Here is a 21,163-nt window from a genome sequence, read left to right on the forward strand (position 1 = left end):
AAATGTTCTTATGCAGTCAATAAACTCAACAAATTCATTCCGTAAAATGGTATGATAGAAAGATCAAGAACTGAAGTTAACACTTTCGAAGGAGTCCAGTCAGATATGAAGCAAAACATTATAAATCGCAATAATGTACAGATTCGTGGCAAAGGCACTCGCTCCATGTTATTCGCACCCGGATTCGGCTGCGATCAGAGCGTGTGGAACTCCATTACGAGAACGTTTGAAGACGAATTCCAAATAATCTTATTTGACTATGTTGGTTCAGGTCAATCCGACCTACAAGCGTACGATGTAGAACGCTATCGTACATTAGATGGCTATGCGCAAGATATTTTAGATGTTTGTTCCGCTTTAGACATTGAAGAAACTATACTAGTCGGCCATTCTGTTGGAAGTATGATTGGCATGCTAGCATCTTTAAAACAACCTGAATACTTTAAGCATTTAATTATGATTGCGCCTTCTCCATGTTATTTGAATGATCCTCCTCATTACTTTGGTGGCTTTGAAAAAGATCAACTAATTGGGTTAATTGACATGATGGAGAAAAATTATATAGGGTGGGCAACTATGTTTGCAGGTACGTTGTTGAACGATTCAAATCGCGTAGAAATAAAACAAGAGCTTGAGCAACGATTTTGCAGCACTGATCCGATTATTGCCAGGCAGTTTGCAGAGGCAACTTTCTTTTCAGACAATCGTCTTGATTTACCAAACGTAACCGTCCCCTCTCTTATATTACAATGTTCTGACGATATTATAGCCCCCTCTTTCGTTGGCGAATACCTACATGATCACCTTCCTTCTAGCACGCTTACGAAAATGGAAGCAACAGGTCATTGTCCTCACCTCAGTCATCCGGAGGAAACGGTAACAACTATTCGCAACTATTTAAAAATTCTTCTTTTAATAAGGCAATAGAGGTAAATTGAGGTGACCAGTTATGAATGAACAATTAAATAATGCACCATGTGGATTTTTAACATTAACAAAAGAGGGAACCATTTTATCAATCAACCAAACACTATTAATTACTTTGCGTTATAAACGTGAACAGATTCTAGGGGAACATATCAACACAATCCTTTCTGTTCCCGCTCAATTATTTTATCAACTATATTTTGTGCCACTTGTACAACTAGAAAACAAGATAGAGGAAATGCATACGTCTTTATTATCGATGGATGGTGAAGAAATCCCTGTAATTGTTAATGCACTGCCAAAAAATCGAAATGACCGAATTGAAATTGACTGCATTTTTATTCCTATACAAAAAAGAAGTCAATATGAAAGCGAACTTCTCCTTGCAAAAAAAGAGGCAGAAGCTGCATTACTCGCTAAACATCAAGCTAATGCAGAACTTCAAAAAGCTCTAGAAGAGCTTAAGCAAAAACAATCAGAATTACTTGAATTAAACGAAGAAAACCAAACGTACAAAATAAATACAGAAAAACAATTGGCACTTGCTAGAAAAATTCAAGAAACATCATTAACAGATTCTATTTATAACGAACAAATTGAGATTGCTTCATACTATGAGGCTTCTAATGATTTATCTGGAGACATTTACGGATTATACCAAATAGATTCGTATCGTTATGGAATCATCCTTCTCGATGTAATGGGGCATGGCATTTCTTCTGCGCTAATTACTATGTCTTTGCAATCTTTATTTCAACGCCTTATCTCAAAAGGAGTTAAGACCGACGCCGTCATGAAGGAACTGGATAACCATCTTCACAACCTGTTTCAAAACAACAAAGAAGCATGGCATTATTGTACAGCTATCAATTTATTTATTGATACAAAAGAAAAACGAATCGAGTACATTAACGCTGGGCATCCCCCTGCTTTTTGGCAAAATATGAACGGACAAATGGAAGAGCTGCATTCTACTACTCCTCCGCTCGGAACATTCGAAGGAATAAATTTTCAAACAAAGACCTTTACTTACCATGAAGGTGGTAGATTATTTCTCTATACGGATGGAGTCACTGATCCACTTGGTACAGATTTTGTCTGTTCGTTATTACATGAGAACTCTTCTATGACGATTGCTAAACTTAAAGATCAGATAATTGGATCGCTCGAGAGTAATTTGAAATCATATGATAAAAGTGATGATCAATGTTTTATTCTAGTAGATTTGAAATAACCTTTAATCGACAAGGCCAAGGGTATCCTTTGTGATTCTTCGGCCTTAAACTGATTACAACTAGGTGATTCTCATCTAATTTAAGCTAGATCCTATTGTTTTGCTTCCTAGACCAAAGAAATTCAACTTTACGACTTAAACAAAAAAAACGAGCGAAAGACCAACGTCCTTTGCCCGTTTTTTTGTTCAGATGAATTAGATTACACGAGTTGAAACAATACCTTCAATTTGAGTGATTTTCTCAACCAATCCAGGAATTACCTCACCGTTTACTTTATTTTCAATATCGATCATAGTATACGCATAATCGCCACGGCTGCGGTTTACCATGTCCGCAATATTTAAATTGTATTCAGAAATCGCTGTTGTAATTTGCCCAACCATATTTGGTACATTTTTATGAAAAGCAGCTACACGGCGTTTACCCGTGTAAGGAATCGCGGCATTTGGAAAATTGACTGAGTTTTTAATATTCCCAGTTTCCAAAAATTCTTTTACTTGACGAGCTGCCATTATCGCACAATTTTCTTCTGATTCATGTGTAGAAGCACCCAGATGTGGAATTGGCACCGCGTTTTTCATCGTTAACACATTTTCATTTGGAAAATCTGTAATGTATTTGCCAACTTTTCCACTTTCAAGAGCAGACGCAATATCTTCTTCATTTACCAAACCATCGCGTGAGAAGTTTAAAATGTGCACTCCTTCTTTCATGATACTGAATGTTTCTTTATTGAACATTCCTTTTGTATCTTCCGTTAAAGGTACATGAACTGTAATAAAATCAGAGTTTGCAAACAACTCCTCTATAGACATCGCACGTTGAACGTTTCGAGATAAGTTCCAAGCAGTGTTAACAGAAATGAATGGGTCAAACCCAATAACATCCATATCTAAATCAAGTGCATCGTTAGCTACAAGAGCACCGATCGCCCCTAGTCCGATCACTCCTAGTGTCTTACCTTTAATTTCTTTTCCAACAAACTGTTTTTTTCCTGCTTCAACAAGTTTAGGAACTTGGTCGCCTTCACCTTTTAATGACTTAGCCCATTCTACACCAGCAAACAGATTTCGAGATGATGCCATTAATGTTGTTAATACAAGCTCTTTTACAGCATTCGCATTAGCACCTGGCGTATTGAAAACAACTATCCCTTGTTCAGTACATTTATCAACAGGGATATTATTCACACCTGCACCTGCCCGCGCGATTGCTTTTAAATCATTGCCAAATTCAAGTGAATGCATGTTAAAACTACGAACAAGAATCGCATCCGGATTGTCGCTTTCATTATCGATTGTATACTGATCCTTAAATACATTTAACCCGCTTTGTGCAATATTATTTAATGTTTTGATTGTTTTTACTTTTTTTAACGTAGTTGTGCTCATATTGTTCTCTCCTCTTTCTCTTTTTATATGATGATCAAATTGTACATGTACTATTAGCTAAATTTCAAGAAAATTCTCGATTTACGTCAAAGTAATATCGAATATCGCCTCCTATAAACAGAAAGAGGCAAGGGAAATAACTCCCTTACCTCTGCCCAGGCGAACGGCTACGACACTATGTGCTCCCTCACGGTAATCCGTGTTTCGCCAGTTACACATAGCCTTTTGATTTGATTTCATCATAACAAATTCAGACAAAAGCTTCAACCTAAAATATCATCTAGCTAAAAAATTTAAAGGAGAGAAACTAATAACAATACAAGTTATGTCAATCTTTTCACTAGGGTAACCGTTATAATCTACCTATCCTCTCCTCTAGGCTCAATTTCTCTTCATCTGACAGCAAACGTTGAGCTAATGGAAAAAGAATTTCCTCTTCTTTTAAAAAGTGGCCTTGCAGAATCTTAAAAGCATCATTGTAACGTTTCGTGATTGTGACTAACTCATCTCTAGTGAGGCTTTCTTGAAGATTCGTTGTTTCTTCTAAAAATTGACGCAAATGTGCTTTTGCTTGGTCATGTTCATATTCCATAACTAGTATAGGACCAGTATCTTTTCCAATATATCGCGCAACCATTGGAAATAACACTCCCTCTTCCTTTTCAGAATGGGGGTCTAATTGGCTCACAAACTTAACAACTCCTTGACGCAAGTACAATATACGCTCTTTTATCTGTCCAATCCCCTTTTCTTCTTCTATCGAATGAGACAATCTATACAACTTCTCCATTTGTTCTCGTAATGGTTGATGCTCCTCTTTTAAACTCTGAAGAGGCGAACATAATATAAGTGACCTAGCCCCTGCTATATTACAAAAATGATCCATACTAAACTACCTCCTTTTTTTAAAATAGTAGCAAACAACCAGCCTTACCATATGTGATTGAACTCACATAATGAATGTGTTTTTGCTCACTTGTCTTTGTTAGACCTAAGTAAAAAAACTTTTTCTCGCCTTTTACAATTTGTCATTATAAATCTTATCTGTGCCTTCCCTAAGTTTTATAATCAGAAGTCGTAAAATTTTAAATCACTGTGAGTTTTGTCTAATTTTAGAAAGGTGTATTTTAAATATTGCTTTTAAACGCAAACGCTACCATAATTAAATATGTATTTAAAATACATCTTTCGGAAATGGAGGAGTCTTACATGTCAACAAAGACATTGGATTCTAATACTATTGAAATTATTAAGTCAACTGTACCAGTTCTAGCAGAACATGGAACTTCTATTACTACGCGTTTTTATCACCTGTTATTTACTAACCATCCAGAATTACTACATATTTTTAACCATGTAAATCAGAAACAGGGCAAGCAGCAACAAGCACTCGCGAACACGGTTTATGCTGCTGCACAGCACATTGATAACTTAGAAGCCATATTACCAGTCGTTAAACAAATCGCGCATAAGCACCGTAGTCTTGGAATCCAAGCCGAACACTATCCTATTGTAGGTGAATATTTATTGTTGGCAATTAAAGATGTATTGGGTGATGCAGCAACGGATGAGATCCTTAACGCATGGGGAGAAGCTTATGGCATAATTGCGGAGGTGTTTATTTCCGTTGAAAAAGAAATGTATATGGAGGCAGCTTCCCAAACTGGAGGATGGGATGATTTCCGTGAATTTCTTGTCTCTAGAAAAGAAGTTGAGAGTGATGTTATTACTTCTTTTTATTTAAGCCCAAAAGACGGTAATCAAATTTCTGTCTACCAACCTGGACAATATATCACAATAAAAGCCATTATTAATGGAGAGACATATACTCATTTAAGACAATACAGTTTATCAGATACATCAGGAAAACCTTACTATCGCATCAGTGTAAAGCGAGAGGATCAGAAAGGTAATACACCAGCTGGCCTTGTTTCTACCTTCTTACACAATCAAGTTTCTGAAGGCGATATTATTGAAGTCTCTGCACCTGCTGGCGACTTTGTTCTTGATACAAAAAGTGATCGTCCCCTTGTTTTAATCAGCGGAGGTGTTGGCCAAACTCCTTTATTAAGTATGCTTAAAACATCAGCTAGCAAACAACCCAAAAGAAAGATTGCCTATATTCATGCTGCCATTAACAGCCACTATCATGCATTCAACGATGAAGTGACAAATCTAGCGAATCAATCAGAGCACATTCGTTACTTCGTCTCGTACGAATCGCCGACTGAGAATGACAAACAAACGAAGATATACCATAAAGAAGGTTTTATTGATCTTCCATGGCTTCAGTCAATATTACAAAACAACGAAGCTGATTTTTACTTCTGTGGACCCCTGCCTTTTATGAAAGCTATGAACAAAGCATTGCAAGAATGGAACGTACCTGCAGAACGGATTCATTTTGAATATTTTGGACCAAAAGGGAGTTTGGAAGAGTAGGTATTTCAGATAAAAGGTGCTGTCCCATTGGGATAGCGCCTTTTATTTGAGTTAACTGCAACTATACACAGGGGGTGAGAAAGACATGTTTATAAGGTTTCAGCTTTTAATTTATGTACGTTTATAACAAAGAATCCCTCCTCATCCAAAGCAATAACATTCTTCTTTCGTAACTGACTAATTGTTCGATTAATTGTCTCTCTTGATGTACCAATCATGTTAGCTAATTCTCTGTTTGTAAAATGAGAAGTGAATTTATAATTACCACCAAGCATAACACCATTGGACTTACATAACCGCAGAAGCAACATAACAATTTGTTCATAGGTATCACGAAGGATTTTCTCTTCCAGTCGATTTTGAAGATCTACGATTTTTTCCCCTAACATCTTAAACATTTTGACACACAGCTCTGGATACGTAAGAAGGATTTTTTCAAAACTACCAACAGGAATCACGATCAACTCGGCCGTCTCAATAATTTCGGCATGTGCCGGGAAATCTCCTCCGCGGAAAAAACCAGCATGTGGAAACATATCACCTGCCTGCAAAATGGACACAATTTGTTCTTTCCCAGCTACATCAGTTTTGTGAATTTTCACTTTTCCAGAATAGATGAAAAACACCCGATCAAGTAGATCCCCTTGCATAAAGACAAAGGATCTTGCCGCATATGGTCGCAACTGGGCAATGCCAACAATCTGTTCAAGCTCTTCTTCAGATAACCCCTTAAAGAGCGATACTCCTTGTAAATGCCTTTTTATTGCTGCTGCTTTCATCTATAAAACTCCTTAGCACTCATTTTACCCCTATTTTACTAATACTCTGCTTCAAGAACTGTGATTAACGTCATAACATCCATAACCTTAAAAATAGTAAGAACAACAAATATCATTACATTGGTGATTTGTATCACAACCTAACTGTTCAGTCATTGTTATCCTTTACGTAGAAACAAAAATTAAATAAATGGAGGAATATAAAATGACACAAACGTTTACAGAAACATCAGTTGTAGGAGACATCGTCACGAAATTCCCAAAATCTAGTGACTTGTTTAAATCATATCGGATCGATTTTTGCTGCGGAGGAAACCGTCCACTTATCGAAGCAATTCAAGAGAGAAATTTATCAGCAGCAGAAGTGTTAGCAAATTTAAATGCACTCTATGAAGAAACAACGGCATTACATGAATCACGAATTGAATGGGAACACGCTTCCTATAGTGAACTAATTGATCATATTATTCATAAACACCATCGTTATATTAATGAAGAATTACCGCAATTAAGTCCATATGTCACAAAAGTATTGCGAGTTCACGGGGAAAATCAACCTCACCTAGCGCAAATACATCGCTTATTTCACGAATTACGTATCGAGTTAGAACAGCACTTAATTAAAGAGGAAACGGTCGACTTCCCACTTATCTTACAAGTTGAGAAAAATCGTACCGAAAAAAACGTTCAACAATTACAAAACGTTGTTGATGAACTTGAAAATGAACACAATCATGCAGGAAACATTCTAAAAGAACTTCGCGAAGTAACAAATGACTTTACTCCACCACCAGGAGCTTGTGGTACGTATCGCCTCGTTTATCAACGGCTTGAGGATTTAGAATCTGACTTATTCCAGCACATTCATTTAGAGAATAATGTGTTGTTTCCAAGAGCAGTTTCAGGAAAATAAATGGCTTTAGGCCCTCTTAGTGGCGAAGTTCTCCTGCTTGACTATTGATTCAATAGCACGTAAGTTTAATATGAAAATAATAACAACAAGTAGGAGGATTTAAGATGAGTAAAAACAGTCATTTCAAAGGTTATTTTCTATCACATCGTTTAATAACAAATGAATTAATCAACAAGATAGATAAGGAACATTATGATTTCAAACCGACCGAAACATCCATGTCAGCGAAAGAGTTAGTCGTTCATATGCTAACATCTTTTTACCAATTTGCTTCTGCAGCAGCAAAGCAAGCTCCTAAGCCTCTACATGACGAAAAGGCAGAAATTGATTTAGCTAATCTAGCTACATTGTATACAGATGAAACCGTAAAAATTTTCGAATCACTAACTGACGAGCAATTTGATGAGATTATTGACTTAACAGCCATTCTAGGTGTGAAACTTCCAGCAGAGCAAATTATTAATTTAGCAATTGACCATGAGATTAATCATAAAGGAAACTTATTTGTCTATGTGCGTGAAATGGGACACACTGACTTGCCAATGTTTGTGAAAAAGTAGGATTTACTGCTGAATACCCATCTTGATTACTAAGCTTCAGCTTACCTACTCAAAAAAGAGCGTTATGTCAGTGTAAATTCCCACCAAACATAACGCTCAAACAAAGACTGTTAAGCCGTCTCTACCTTATCCTTTCCACCTTCACTTCGTTCCACAAATACAGCACATGCTGCATCACCTGTAATATTCACTGCAGTACGAAGCATATCGAGAATGCGGTCAACAGCTAATACAAGTGCAATCCCCTCAACTGGCAATCCAACCGATTGTAAAACCATCGCAAGCATGATCATCCCAACTCCAGGTACTCCTGCTGTTCCGATACTTGCAAGGGTAGCTGTTAATACAACCGTTACTAATGCACCTACAGATAATGGTTCCGCAAACACTTGTGCAATAAACACCGTTGCAACAGCTTGCATGATCGCCGTACCATCCATATTAATGGTTGCTCCAAGCGGTTGTACGAAGCCGGAAATCGGTTTGGAGACCCCTAATTTATCCTGTGCGGTTTTCATCGATAGCGGTAGTGTTGCGTTACTGCTTGATGTACTAAACGCTACTGTCATAGCTGGTGCGAAATTTTTAAAGAAATGAAGAGGATTCATTTTCCCTAAAGCATAAACAACACCAGAATACACGACCGCCACGTGGAGAATCAATGCGAGTATAACACAAAGCATATACATCGCCATTGAAGATAAAGCATCTAAACCAAGTTTACCAATCGCTGATGCAATCAAACCAAAGGCTCCGTATGGCGCAAGCTTCATCGCAATAGTAACTAGGAACATCATAATCTCATTCCCTTGTTCGATTAGCTTATGAATTCCTTTTGTCTTTTCACCAAGATGCGCTAGAGCAAAACCAATAAAAATGGCAAAGAAAATAATTTGCAACATCTGACCAGTAGCAAGTGCATCAATTGGATTTCTAGGTATGATGTTCAGCAAAGTCTCAACGACTGGAGGAGGTTCTGTTGCTTCGAAATTAGCCTGATCTGTACCCATTAGTCCCTCTTGTCCAGGTTGAATCGCTAAGGCCACTCCAAAAGCAATACATAGAGCCACCACAGTAGAGATCAAATAGAAGCCAATAGTCTTAATACCAATCCTCCCTAATTTCTTCGTATCTCCCATTCCAGCTGTTCCAAGCACAATAGAAAAGAAGACAAGTGGTACAACCAACATCGTTATTAACCTTAAAAAGATTTGCCCTAACGGTGTAAGAACGTACGTGTCTAAAGGCACAAAAGCTTCAGGTGCAAGAAGGTTAAACCCTAGCCCCACAGCAACCCCTGCTATTAGCGCAATAATAATTTTCTTTGTTAATCCCATATTGCTACTCCTCTCTTGATGTAGTTTGTCATTCAATTGACACTACATTCTTTATTTTTCGATAAATACTATAATTCCATTTTATTTATGATACGTCAAATGTTATTTCCCGAACTTCCTTGGAAATCGATTTTCTTATAGATATTTTTCTAAGCTATAGACGAATATAGTATATGAAGCTGTAAGAATTTAAATCTATATAAAAAACACGAAACAGAATTATCCGATAAACATATAACAATCTCACCCTTTTCAAAAAAGGATGAAAGAACAAATTAGCTTTTTCTATTGTATTCTTTCATGCTTTTATTAAACGTAATTCCCCTTACATGTTCAATCCATTAAATTAAGAGGAAATAGGCTCGACATGAATGCCGAACCTTCATAATCCTTATTTATTAAACGTAATTTGCTGTTTTTCTTCATTGAATTGTACAAATGTCTCACTCGGTTTTGTTTCAGAAATGATTTTTCCATTGCGGATCGAGTAACGTACCGAAGCTTGGCGTCGAATCGCATCATACTCATCTTCTGCACTCAGAACAATAAAGTTAGCGACTTTCCCCTCTTCTATTCCATACTCGTCTTCAATGTGTAATGTTTTTGCACTGTTAGTTGTAATTAGATCTATTGAATTTACAATTTGATCATACCCTAACAGCTGACAAACATGAATACCCATATGAAGTACTTGTAACATGTTTCCTGTTCCAAGTGGATACCATGGGTCAAAAATATCGTCATGTCCAAAACAAACATTGATACCAGCCTCTTGTAATTCCTTCACCCGCGTTATTCCACGACGTTTTGGATACGAATCAAAACGACCTTGCAGATGAATATTTACAAGTGGATTAGCAACAAAGTTTATGTTTGATAGTTTAAGCAATCGGAATAGTTTAGATGTATATGCATCATTATAGGAATGCATCGCTGTCGTATGACTTGCCGTCACGCGCTCCCCCATTCCGAAACGATATGCCTCAGCTGCCACTACCTCTACAAAACGAGATTGCTCATCGTCAATTTCATCACAGTGAATGTCCACAAGTCGATCGTATTTCTCAGCTAAAGCAAAGGCTTTTTTCATCGACTCGACTCCATATTCACGTGTGAATTCAAAATGGGGAATCCCTCCGACTACATCGGCTCCCATCCGAAGGGACTCCTCAAGTAGCTCTTCCCCGTTGGGATAAGACAATATCCCTTCTTGAGGAAAGGCTACAAGTTGCAAATCAACATGAGCAGCCATTTCTTCTTTCACTTCTAATAGGGCTTCTAATGCTACCAACGATGGATCTGTCACGTCTACATGGGTACGTACATGTTGAATGCCTTGAGCAATCTGCCATGTTAATGCTTTTTGCGCACGCGTTTTTACATCTTCTTTTGTTAACAACGGTTTCCGCTCCGACCAACGTTGAATGCCTTCAAAAAGCGTTCCACTTTTATTCCACTCCGGTTCACCTGCTGTAAGTGTCGTATCAAGATGAATATGTGGTTCCACAAATGGAGGAAGAACTAGATTCCCCTCTACATCAAGAGTCTCTCCTTCATACCCTTCAATATTTTCAGCAATCTTTTCAATTTGGTTCTCACGAATGAGAATGTGCCAAAGACCTTCTCGGCCTCGTAGTTTTGCGTTTTTTACTAACAATTAGCTCACCTTTTTCTCTATGACTACCTCTTCTTGTTTGTTTCTTTGGTTCTTAATCCATGTTAAGACAACATACGCAATTGCCGAAGCTAAAAGAGCATTTAACGGTGCAATTCCAGGAATAAATGTTGCTGCGAACACACCAATTCCCCAAGCCGCTAAAGCCAACCAATTTACAACTTTAATTGCACTTTCTTTTAATTCTTTCCCACGTCGAACAATAAAATAATCAGCTAGGATAATGGCACCAATTGGCGGCAATGTTGATCCTAAGAATGTTAACCAATCAACAAAGTTATTATACAACCACATAGCTAATACGGTACCAACAATCCCGTTAAAAATGACTACCTTATTTTTAGTTATTTTTGTGATATGTGAAAAACCTAAACTTGATGCATATAAAGCATTGTCGTTTGTTGTCCAAATGTTAAGACCTAGGATAATAATAGCAGGAATGATTAGCCCTTGTAAAAACATCACTTCCGAAATATCTGACTCGCCAGTTGCAATTGCCCCAACCGCTCCGAAAAGAAACATTAATGAATTCCCGATGAAAAATGCAATGACGGTTGTAAGGAAACCCGTTTTTTTAGTTTTTGCAAAACGAGCAAAGTCTGGAGTTAAAGTGCCAGCACTTATAAAAGAACCAATACAAATCGTTAACGCAACAGCAAGTGCCATACTTTCAGCTGGTTGATATTCAAGTAAGCCCCCAAGCCCTCCAACACTATGTGCTGCTTCAAATGTAGAATAACTACCTAAAATGGCAATCGATGGTACGGCAATCATACTTAAAATCGTTAAAGCTTTCATTCCAAAATAAGCTGTAGCTGTCATCAATACCCCTGCGATGGCAATGAGAATTGTTGAATCGATCCCTGTTATTTTTTGAACAGGCAATGCAAACATTGCAACCCCGACACCAAACCAACCTACTTGTGTTGCAGCTAACATAAAGGAAGCAACATAGGATCCTTTTTCACCAAACGCATAACGTGCTAAAAGATGTGTTGATAACCCTGTTTTTGCTCCAATATAACCAAGTGCCCCCGTATAAAGACCAAGAATTAAATTTCCTGCCAACACAATTAAGATGAATTGTGCAAATGTTAACCCTGCTCCAAGACTCCCCCCAGACCACATACTCGCTGAGAAAAAGGTTAATCCTAGCATGACAGCGAACATTTTCCAAAAACCTTGCCTCGCTGATTGTGGTACTGGTTGTAATGCATAATCACGATCGACTGATTTTGTTTGTTTCATGATGATTCCTCCAATGTTTTAGTTTCTGGCACCATGGAGGTTTACGATCAATAGTTTAATGTACACAAAAAAGGTTTCTCATCACCTTTTCTGCTGACAAGAAACCTAGATACGCATAAATATAGATAAGGCCCCCCGTAAAAAGACGAAGTACTCCCCTATCTGTAACGACCTACCTTGTCAGCCTCACAGGACTGAATTAAAGGTACCAGTATTAAGTTAAAATCATTATCTATGAATCTATTTATTTTGTCAATATATTATATTTAACTATTAGTTTAAACGTTCGTTAGTCGATTAGAACCTAAAGCATATTAAGAAGCATAATAATTAATAATGTTCTTCAACTCTTGTAAATAAAGGTTAGCCATTCTTGTTAACTGTGTCTTTTTATGAACAATCCACCCTACTGAAATCGTCTCATCTTCTTCTAGTGGAACTGATACAATGTTCGAACCATTTAAATCTGAGTTTAAAATACCTGTTGAAATCGTATACCCATTTAAGCCGATTAATAAGTTAAAGAGCGTGGCCCGATCGCTTACTTGAATGCTTTTTTTATGAGGGATTGTACTGAAAATTTCTTCTGAGTAATAAAATGAATTGAATTCTCCCTGTTCAAATGACAACCTAGGATACGCTTCTAAATCTTCTAGAGAGACTGTTTTTTTAGAAGCAAGTGGATTCTCAGAACTAACAAAAATATGAGGGGCTGCCTCAAAAAGCGGATGAAACTCTAACCCCTCTTCCTTCAGCATTTGTTTCATGACCTTCTCGTTAAATGAACTTACATACAAAATTCCAATTTCACTTCGCAAATTCTTAACATCCTCAATAATTTCATAAGTCCTTGTCTCTCTTAATGTGAACTGATATTCTTCGGCACCATGCTTTTTAATCATTTCGACAAATGCATTTACAGCAAACGCATAATGTTGTGTCGAAACTGAAAACAACTGTTGTGCTGGAGCTGTATTAAAATAACGACGCTCAAGTAACTCGGTTTGCTCGACTACTTGTCTAGCATATCCTAGAAATTCAGCTCCATCTGGAGATAAAGTGATCCCTCTAGTCGTTCTCGTAAAGATCGTGATCCCTAATTCTTTTTCTAATTCCTTTACTGCTTTTGATAAACTTGGTTGCGACATATAAAGTCTACGTGCCGCTTCATTTATTGAACCACAAAGGACGATTTCAATTACATATTTTAATTGTTGTAATGTCATTATCTATACACCTCTACCTACTTCACATCATGATGCTTAATTATTCATTATACAGGAAAAAAATGAGATGAACATAATCGACCTTCTATTCTAAAAGAGACCTCCTCTGGGACTCAAGTTCAAACTATACTTTCTTCAGTGCCATTAAACTACATATTGCTAATAGATAGTTTATTAGCATCTTTCTCTAGCGACCGAGTGATGGTATAATGGGCACTTACGCTGACATACAGAAAGAGTGACTTTTGATGAAGAACACAAACAAGAAGTATTTGATTATAACAATTTGTTCGCTTCTCCTATTTATTTTCATCTCCATTTTGTCCCTAAAAGATAGACTGATTTCAATAGATCAGGCTATCATATCTTGGTTCACTGAGAGTTCCTCATCTTTTGTTGTCACTCTCATGGAAGCAATTACGAAAATCGGCTCTGGTGAGTTCATACTAATATTATCCCTTATTATTGGATTGTGTTTATCTGTATACAAAAAATGGGGATATGTCATCTTTTTATTTGTACTTACTTCTGGCGGGATTGCTTTAAATTTCTTTTTGAAGGTCCTCTTCCAACGAGAAAGACCTGGTGAGATGAGTGTCATCGAAGTATTTGGTTACTCTCTTGAAATTGCATCTTATAGTTTTCCAAGTGGCCATACAATGAGAAGTGTTATTTTGTTTACATTTTTAATTTTTTTATGCTATCGTTTAATCCGAAATTCATTACAGGTGATTACGTTTTCGAGCCTTTTTATTTTCATGATTATTTCCGTTGCTTTAAGCAGAATTATTGTTGGAGCGCATTTTCCATCGGACATTTTTGCAGCTATCACCATTTCACTCTCATGGTTTTATTTTTGTTTGATTGCGTTTCAATCTTTTTTTAGAAACAAATTTGTAATTTGATAGCTTTGTAAAAACCCATAAAAATAGCATCCGATATAGGATGCTATTTTTATAGGTTTTATAAAAGCTATATAATGGTCATATCGCCACACACTAAGTTATTTTTTGATACAGTCAGTCATTAAACTACTACCTATTAAGATTAATCTTCGGTAATGAATCACGACACTCTTCTAATATCCAGATATCTTCATCCGAGACGTTTTTCATTCTTGACACTTTCTCTCTAACCGTATTAGCCCGAATTAACTTATCGACACTTTCACCAGTGTCTACTAATGTTAACTTTGAAACAACCGACACTACATCTTTATACGTTTTCAACTTCATTTTGAGGCCATTCATATCATAAGTTTGAATCAGTTCACGTAGTTGCATTTCAATCTCATAACATAATTGATAAGCTAGCAGCTGACGTTCAGGGACTTGATACATGTTTTACACCTCCAAAGTATTTATACATATACTTCGACCTAGTGTTCAACTTTTCCTTTATTTTCTTGAAAATTGAGCTAATATATCAATGTCCTTTTTTACAAAATCATTATCGAAATTGAGTACGAGTTAATTTCGGTACATAGAAAGATAAAAAGATTGAGCGGGATAAGCTAAATAAAACAAATGCAATCCAGATTCCATGCTCTTGGTATAGTGGAACAAGTAACCAGATTGCTCCGATAAAGACAATTAAAGCAAGAGCAATCGAATCTCTTATGGATTTTGCCTCTGTAGCACCTGAAAAAATCCCTTCTAACTGCAAACCCCAAAACCCGACAAATGGAAAAATAATTAGCCATATGAGTACATCCAAAGCAATAACCCTTACCTCTACGATCGTTGTGAATAATTCAACTATTTGTTGCCCGCTTACGACTATAATTAAAGACAATCCTATAGCAGACACAAAGCCCCATTGTGCCGAAAGAGAAAAAGCACGTTTATAAAGAGAAAGATTATTACCTCCTATTGCTCTTCCAACAAGAATACTTGATGCATTCGCAAACCCACCAAACAAATATGCCATTATATAATGAATTTGCAACAGTATGGCATTTGCCGCCAATGTTACTTCTCCCATACTTGCTCCCTTTGCCGTGAAAATACCCGTCATAGCCAATAAACACACTGTCCGCAAAAATAAATCTCTATTCACTTGTAACAATTTTATGAGTGTTTTAGAGTTTGCTAATAATCTTACGCTTATTTGGCCAATCTTATCTTTATTCGCTCGAAAAATAACCCATGCCCCAAACATAACTGCACTAATTTCAGAAATTACTGTTGCATACGCCACCCCGTTTACACCCATCCCAAACCTTAAAACAAAAACAAGATCTAATATAATATTTAACACATTCATTAAGATTTGAGTTGCTAAAGCTAATCGAACCTTTCCCATTCCGATCAGCCAGCCAATCATGACATAACTTAATAAAATAAATGGAGCACCCCAAATTCGAATAGAAAAATACGCCGCCGCAAAACTCGATACGGCTTCGCTCCCTCCAAGTAAACGTAGTGCTAATTGTAAAATTGGTTGCTGAAAAAGGATAAAAAACAAACCAAAAAAGATCGCCATGATCATCGGTCGTAGGAAAGATAAGAATACTTCCGTTTGGTTATTCGCCCCTTCTGCTTGTGCTGTAAATCCACTTGTACTAACTCTGAGAAAACCAAGCAACCAATACATCGTATTAAATATTACGGCACCAATCGCTACTCCACCGATGGAGGCAGGATTCGGGATTTGACCTACCACAGCTGTATCAACTGCACCTAAGATCGGGGTTGAAATTCCTGAAATAATTAGTGGTACCGCCAATACTAAGTACTCTTTATGGCTTATAGTCTCAGCTTGCTTTAATTGTAGTGCCGATGTAGCTGCTTTCATATGAATCTCCTTTTTTCCTCAGGTGTTACATTCTGCAATTATTTTATAAATTACTATACTTTTAGAAAGAGGGAAAAGTCAATTTTAAATCGTAACAATTACGAAAAAGAATACTTGACTGATGTCTTACCTTTTTTCCATACATGAATAGGGGAAGAGTTGTCCGACTCCTCCCTTTATTATATAAATTAGAACAAAAACAAATAAAGACGCCTCATTGGCGTCATGCTTTATGTAATAATGAACGATAGTCGATACAGCAGCTTGCACAACCGTTCCAAAGATATATTTTCTTTTGTTTCTCGAGACAAGTTTTACATAAAAGTCGCTCGCAGTAAGGGCATTCTCCCCCATTTTTTTCCACCTGATCAACACACCCACAATCAGTACAACGAGATACAGCCATAAAAATACCTCCTTTATTAAAGGGTATGGATGAAAATCATAACATAGACCTAAAAATTTGAGGCCACTCATTTTTGTTTTCTTTAAAAGAGCTCACTAGATACAATCTAGGAATAAGCCTTTTTATGAGTTTACAGTAGACTAGTCCAACAAATTTACTAACTTTTTAAAAAAGCTAGCATAAAATATTGTATGCGATTTTTTCGAGGTGGGATTTGATTGAATGATAATCATAAACTTTTAACAGGAGCGTGGCTAGATGCTATTGGTACGATTATATCTGCAATTGCAGAAGTTAGGGCCTTAGCTGGTCTTAATACTATTAACAATAGACTTGTCACAGTGGGTGAAGGTTTACAGGCGGTTGGGACCTTATTGGTCGGCACTGTAACGACTGATGATCCTCTTAATTTTGCTGGAAATTGGATTGATGGTGCAGGTGCCGCAACTTCATCAATAGCAGCCTATTTGCAAGACGTAGACGATGAAAATGAAATAGATTATACTCAAATCGAAATTTTAGGAGATGCTCTCCAATCAATGGGTGCTTCTATAAGTGCCACGGCTGATCATTTAATGGGAGAACAGGAATATGCCCTTGGCAATTCTCTACAAGGTCTAGGAGCAGGATTAGAAGCAATAGGTGGGGTGTACAAATTAAATCAGCGTGAAGAGAACGGACAATTACTTACGACGATTGGTGCGATCATCCAGGCACTAGGCTCAAACTATAATGCATTGATTGCTGCAAGAGACATGATGCAATAATTGCTGTAAATGGGGTAAGACTCTTAAACTGAAAACCCCTAGAATACAAAGTAAATTCTTGTATCCTAGGGTTCTTCGATTCTTAAATGATGACTTTTATTCTATACTTGCCCAAAAATGATTGGCCATATCTACTACAGCACCACTACTGCGCCCTTCGACCATTACGGTCACAAGATAATCTGGATTTTCCACGTCCACACTTGTGTACCAACCTATTTCATCACCCTCCGTACCTTGCGTATCTTTAATTTCCGCTGTTCCTGTCTTCCCAGCTAGTATACGAGTATGCCCCGAGTTCGCGCGGTAAGCTGTACCGTTTGGATCAGCTACAACAGCCTTTAGAGTATTTAACACTGTCTCAGCTGTACTAGGTTGAATGACACCTTCTTTCCAAAGTTCGGGCTGACTTTCTTTAAGAAAAATTGGTTGAACAATATTTCCTTCATTTACAAACATTGTGTACAAAGCAGTCAAATGTACAGGATTCATTTGCACTTCTCCTTGTCCATACCCTGTATCAGCTAACAAAATGTCATCATCTAAACTTTCATTCGCTATTTGTGAATCATTTAAAGGATAATCAAATCGAAATTCACTTGAAAAACCTAATTCCTCAGCCCATTCGTGTATTTTGTCTGCACCAATTGCTAACGATTTTTGAGCGAAATAAATATTATCAGAATATTTCATTGCTGTCGTTAGATCAACATCTGTCACTTCAGGGTTGACCCTTGTTATTTGGTAGCCACCCCAACTACTACTATCTGGCTGCCATTTCTCACCTTTAATAGTTACGATTTCACTTGGATCGAGCACGCCTTCTTCGATTCCAATCACTGCTGTGAACGGCTTAAATACAGATCCAGGAGAAAACGTACGATTAAAACGAATTCGATTCACATCCCGTTCATCAGCTAACCATGCGTCTCGTTCAGGTGACCTTGTATTTAAATAAACTTGATTTGGATCAAAAACAGGACGACTAACTAATGCTAGCACCTCTCCTGAAATTGGATCCATGACAACTCCACTTCCTGCCTCATCTCCAATCGAATCAAATAACTTTTGCTGAATGGCAACATCAATCGTTAAAAAGAGATCCTTCCCATCCTCTGGTTCCGTATTCATTAACACTTCTCGAGTCTTCCCATTTGCATCTTCAACTCGAACTTCAAATCCAACTTCTCCACGGAGATGATCCTCATAAGCAAGCTCAAGCCCCATTCTACCAATGTAGCTACCCGCTCGGTATCCAGTCCACTCCTGTTTTTCCAAATCGTCTGCATTTACCTCTCGAATATCCCCAGTTAGGTGTGCAGTTAAATGAGCATATGGGTATACACGCCCCTCTTTCGTTTGAAAAAGAACTCCTGGTACATTTGCTTCTGCCAACTCCTGATAACGCTCATCTGTTAACGGTGCGCTCATAACAGCTGCAAACCAATCCTCATTGGAGCCTTTATAGATCGATGCACGTTCTATAACGGTTTCACTATCCATACCATAAATATCTGCAACGATTTGGGCTTCCTCTTCTAAATTTTCAATTAGATCATAGCGAAAACCAACCTGCCTAATCTGTCCATTTACCGCGAGCTCTTCACCATTACGGTCAAATATTTGTCCGCGATTTTGAGGCAGGACGGTTTGATATACGACTTCATCTTCTACTGATTGAACCCCTTTAAAAAGGTGATTTGGTAACCAAGTTACAAACCAACCTTCTGTCTCATTACCATCTTCATTCGTCTGAATCTCTCTTACTACTTTTATATCCGATTCGTATGATATCGGTCCAAATAGAGTTTCAAACTCTATCTGAATAGGGTAAGTAAGTTCAGTTACCTCATCCCAGTTAATGTCCTCTTCTTCAAAATCTCTAGACTCAAAACTCACTTGTATGTCAGAAACGTCCATCTGATCATGAACTTCCGAATACTTCTCGGCTAAGTTGAGATTTGCATTAAACACTTCCTCTATAGATTCTAGTGTAAGAAAATCAACTAATACCTCATAGTTCTGGCTTTCCCAAGCCTGAATATAACTTTCTATTGAAGCTTCTGGATTTTGTTCGTTTGACGAGCAACCAGCCATTAACCACATACTAACAAAGACCATTCCTATGTATAACTTTCCTAATCTCATCAGTTTCCCCCTTTTTTCTTCTCTTCTATTTTAATATGTTCTCTATCCTCCCGCTACCATCTATAGCATTTTTATCCATATGAAAAAGGTTAGATAGGTAAGGCCGTAATAAAGATTATTCCTCTTTTTCACGTAACTTTACTAATCTTAACCTTTTGTAATTTATATATCAGCCATTCATCACTTGAAATTCTCTAGTATTTTTCAATTTTCACACAATGGATTCAATAAGAATTACAGACCAACCCTTACCTTTGTATGCATTATATCCTTCCGTCAAGCAATAAGCACATATTTGATTATTCTCCACTGTATACCCACGGCTGTCTTTTCCAGACAGAACTTGTTTTACAGCATTTAAATGGTTTAATTTTGTTTGTAATATTCCTTCTCTGTTCCTTGATGCTATTACATATCCTTCTTTGTTAATCACATAGAGTTGACTCTTCTCGTCTATTTTTACTCGATCAATGATGTCATAAATATATTCCCAGTTAAATCTAGTCGTAAATACACCAATCACTTCACCAGCATCATTATGAACAGGGCAGGAATATCCCATTGTATGACCACCAACAACATTAGAATGATACATATCGGTTACATGAACGGTATTCTTTTCTACTGTTTCCTTAAACCATTCACGATCGGCCATATTTATACCTACTTGATTTTTGTTTTGAGCTGCAACGATAATCTTCCCTGATAAATCCACAACAAATAAATCAAAATACACTTCATAGATAGTAAATATATTTTTCAAAAGCGCTTCTGCCACTTGTTTCGTTTCCATAGTTGGATTTAACAGAGCATTTTTCACAGCATCAAATGTTGCCCACGCTTGAACATCACAGTTCCGTTCAAATAAATTTCGGTCAATTTTATCAATCGTATCAAATGCCATATCAACGGTGCGTATTGCGATAATTTCATTTGCTTTCGCCGAAATGCTATTAATAAGAGTTTCACTCTCCTTGCTCGCTTTCAAACTCTCTTCAGCAAACTTCTTTATTTCTGTTGCTACGACGGCGAACCCTCTACCTGCTTCTCCAGCTCGAGCGGCTTCAATCCCTGAATTCAAAGCCAATATATTCGATTTCGTCGAAATATCTTTAATTTTTTTCATCACTCCTTGCATTTTAAAATTATCATTTTTCAATTCACCCATTAATAACGAAACATTCAGACTTTTATCTCTCATTTTCTCCACTACCTGCATCCCCTTTTACCTCTGTCTATTAATCTTTCTTAGATGTACTTTTTCGTTCTGTTTCATTATATCACAGGATCTATCGATATCTGACATCCTCCAT

Annotated in this window: 19 protein-coding genes and 1 riboswitch; of the genes, 7 read left to right on the top strand and 12 right to left on the bottom strand. The window is 37.2% G+C overall.

Annotated features, from left to right (window positions below; translation table 11 throughout):
* The first annotated feature begins 105 nt into the window (after positions 1-105).
* Positions 106-927 carry an alpha/beta fold hydrolase gene (locus N0O92_RS14305; RefSeq protein WP_315615335.1) on the top strand — a complete coding sequence of 274 codons (822 nt, stop codon included), beginning with the start codon at positions 106-108 and terminating at the stop codon, positions 925-927.
* A 22-nt stretch (positions 928-949) separates the two neighbouring features.
* The gene (locus N0O92_RS14310) at positions 950-2,161 is read left to right on the top strand and encodes a PP2C family protein-serine/threonine phosphatase (RefSeq protein WP_315615336.1); all 1,212 of its coding nucleotides are present in this window, start codon (positions 950-952) and stop codon (positions 2,159-2,161) included.
* A gap of 195 nt (positions 2,162-2,356) precedes the next feature.
* Here the strand turns inward: N0O92_RS14310 and N0O92_RS14315 are convergent, their stop codons facing one another.
* The gene (locus N0O92_RS14315; protein ID WP_315615337.1) at positions 2,357-3,553 is read right to left on the bottom strand and encodes a phosphoglycerate dehydrogenase; all 1,197 of its coding nucleotides are present in this window, start codon (positions 3,551-3,553) and stop codon (positions 2,357-2,359) included.
* A 146-nt stretch (positions 3,554-3,699) separates the two neighbouring features.
* Positions 3,700-3,778, bottom strand: a riboswitch (ZMP/ZTP riboswitch).
* A 127-nt stretch (positions 3,779-3,905) separates the two neighbouring features.
* Positions 3,906-4,439, bottom strand: a complete 534-nt coding sequence (locus tag N0O92_RS14320; RefSeq protein ID WP_315615338.1) for a hemerythrin domain-containing protein — start codon at positions 4,437-4,439, stop codon at positions 3,906-3,908.
* A 323-nt stretch (positions 4,440-4,762) separates the two neighbouring features.
* Here N0O92_RS14320 and hmpA point away from each other — a divergent pair, with 323 nt between their 5' ends.
* Positions 4,763-5,995 carry an NO-inducible flavohemoprotein gene (hmpA, locus tag N0O92_RS14325; protein ID WP_315615339.1) on the top strand — a complete coding sequence of 411 codons (1,233 nt, stop codon included), beginning with the start codon at positions 4,763-4,765 and terminating at the stop codon, positions 5,993-5,995.
* A gap of 89 nt (positions 5,996-6,084) precedes the next feature.
* Here hmpA and N0O92_RS14330 read toward each other — a convergent pair whose 3' ends face one another.
* Positions 6,085-6,774 carry a Crp/Fnr family transcriptional regulator gene (locus N0O92_RS14330; protein WP_315615340.1) on the bottom strand — a complete coding sequence of 230 codons (690 nt, stop codon included), beginning with the start codon at positions 6,772-6,774 and terminating at the stop codon, positions 6,085-6,087.
* Between the two features lie 205 nt (positions 6,775-6,979).
* On the opposite strand from N0O92_RS14330, the gene ric reads away from it, so the two are divergent.
* On the top strand, positions 6,980-7,687 hold the full coding sequence (ric, locus tag N0O92_RS14335; RefSeq protein WP_315615341.1) for an iron-sulfur cluster repair di-iron protein: 708 nt from the start codon (positions 6,980-6,982) through the stop codon (positions 7,685-7,687).
* Positions 7,688-7,791: 104 nt separating this feature from the next.
* Positions 7,792-8,247, top strand: a complete 456-nt coding sequence (locus tag N0O92_RS14340; RefSeq protein WP_315615342.1) for a DinB family protein — start codon at positions 7,792-7,794, stop codon at positions 8,245-8,247.
* Positions 8,248-8,357: 110 nt separating this feature from the next.
* Here the strand turns inward: N0O92_RS14340 and N0O92_RS14345 are convergent, their stop codons facing one another.
* The 4 genes from N0O92_RS14345 to N0O92_RS14360 form a co-directional block, all read right to left on the bottom strand.
* Complete coding sequence (locus N0O92_RS14345; protein ID WP_315615343.1) at positions 8,358-9,584, bottom strand: dicarboxylate/amino acid:cation symporter; 1,227 nt, start codon at positions 9,582-9,584, stop codon at positions 8,358-8,360.
* A gap of 391 nt (positions 9,585-9,975) precedes the next feature.
* Complete coding sequence (locus N0O92_RS14350) at positions 9,976-11,241, bottom strand: cytosine deaminase (RefSeq protein ID WP_315615344.1); 1,266 nt, start codon at positions 11,239-11,241, stop codon at positions 9,976-9,978.
* Positions 11,242-12,507, bottom strand: a complete 1,266-nt coding sequence (gene codB, locus N0O92_RS14355; protein ID WP_315615345.1) for a cytosine permease — start codon at positions 12,505-12,507, stop codon at positions 11,242-11,244. It abuts the gene before it with no gap.
* A gap of 314 nt (positions 12,508-12,821) precedes the next feature.
* Entirely contained in the window at positions 12,822-13,733 is a 912-nt protein-coding gene (locus N0O92_RS14360; RefSeq protein WP_315615346.1) for a LysR family transcriptional regulator, read from the bottom strand.
* A gap of 248 nt (positions 13,734-13,981) precedes the next feature.
* Here N0O92_RS14360 and N0O92_RS14365 point away from each other — a divergent pair, with 248 nt between their 5' ends.
* Entirely contained in the window at positions 13,982-14,638 is a 657-nt protein-coding gene (locus N0O92_RS14365) for a phosphatase PAP2 family protein (protein ID WP_315615347.1), read from the top strand.
* A gap of 129 nt (positions 14,639-14,767) precedes the next feature.
* Here N0O92_RS14365 and N0O92_RS14370 read toward each other — a convergent pair whose 3' ends face one another.
* The 3 genes from N0O92_RS14370 to N0O92_RS14380 all read right to left on the bottom strand — a co-directional run bounded on the left by N0O92_RS14370 (position 14,768) and on the right by N0O92_RS14380 (position 16,883).
* A complete protein-coding gene (locus N0O92_RS14370; RefSeq protein WP_315615348.1) occupies positions 14,768-15,073 on the bottom strand; it encodes a hypothetical protein in 306 nt (101 codons plus the stop codon).
* A gap of 109 nt (positions 15,074-15,182) precedes the next feature.
* A complete protein-coding gene (locus N0O92_RS14375; protein WP_315615349.1) occupies positions 15,183-16,529 on the bottom strand; it encodes an MATE family efflux transporter in 1,347 nt (448 codons plus the stop codon).
* A 126-nt stretch (positions 16,530-16,655) separates the two neighbouring features.
* A complete protein-coding gene (locus N0O92_RS14380; protein ID WP_315615350.1) occupies positions 16,656-16,883 on the bottom strand; it encodes a hypothetical protein in 228 nt (75 codons plus the stop codon).
* 270 nt (positions 16,884-17,153) lie between these two features.
* On the opposite strand from N0O92_RS14380, the gene N0O92_RS14385 reads away from it, so the two are divergent.
* Positions 17,154-17,702 (top strand): DUF6944 family repetitive protein, encoded by a 549-nt coding sequence (locus N0O92_RS14385; RefSeq protein ID WP_315615351.1) that lies wholly within the window; start codon positions 17,154-17,156, stop codon positions 17,700-17,702.
* Positions 17,703-17,798: 96 nt separating this feature from the next.
* Here the strand turns inward: N0O92_RS14385 and N0O92_RS14390 are convergent, their stop codons facing one another.
* Positions 17,799-19,850: a peptidoglycan D,D-transpeptidase FtsI family protein gene (locus tag N0O92_RS14390; RefSeq protein ID WP_315615352.1), complete on the bottom strand. Its 2,052-nt coding sequence runs from the start codon at positions 19,848-19,850 to the stop codon at positions 17,799-17,801.
* A gap of 211 nt (positions 19,851-20,061) precedes the next feature.
* On the bottom strand, positions 20,062-21,051 hold the full coding sequence (locus tag N0O92_RS14395; RefSeq protein ID WP_315615372.1) for a methyl-accepting chemotaxis protein: 990 nt from the start codon (positions 21,049-21,051) through the stop codon (positions 20,062-20,064).
* Positions 21,052-21,163: the final 112 nt, after the last annotated feature.

It is taken from the genome of Alkalihalobacillus sp. MEB130, from assembly GCF_032335535.1.
GTDB lineage: Bacteria > Bacillota > Bacilli > Bacillales > Bacillaceae_D > Halalkalibacter.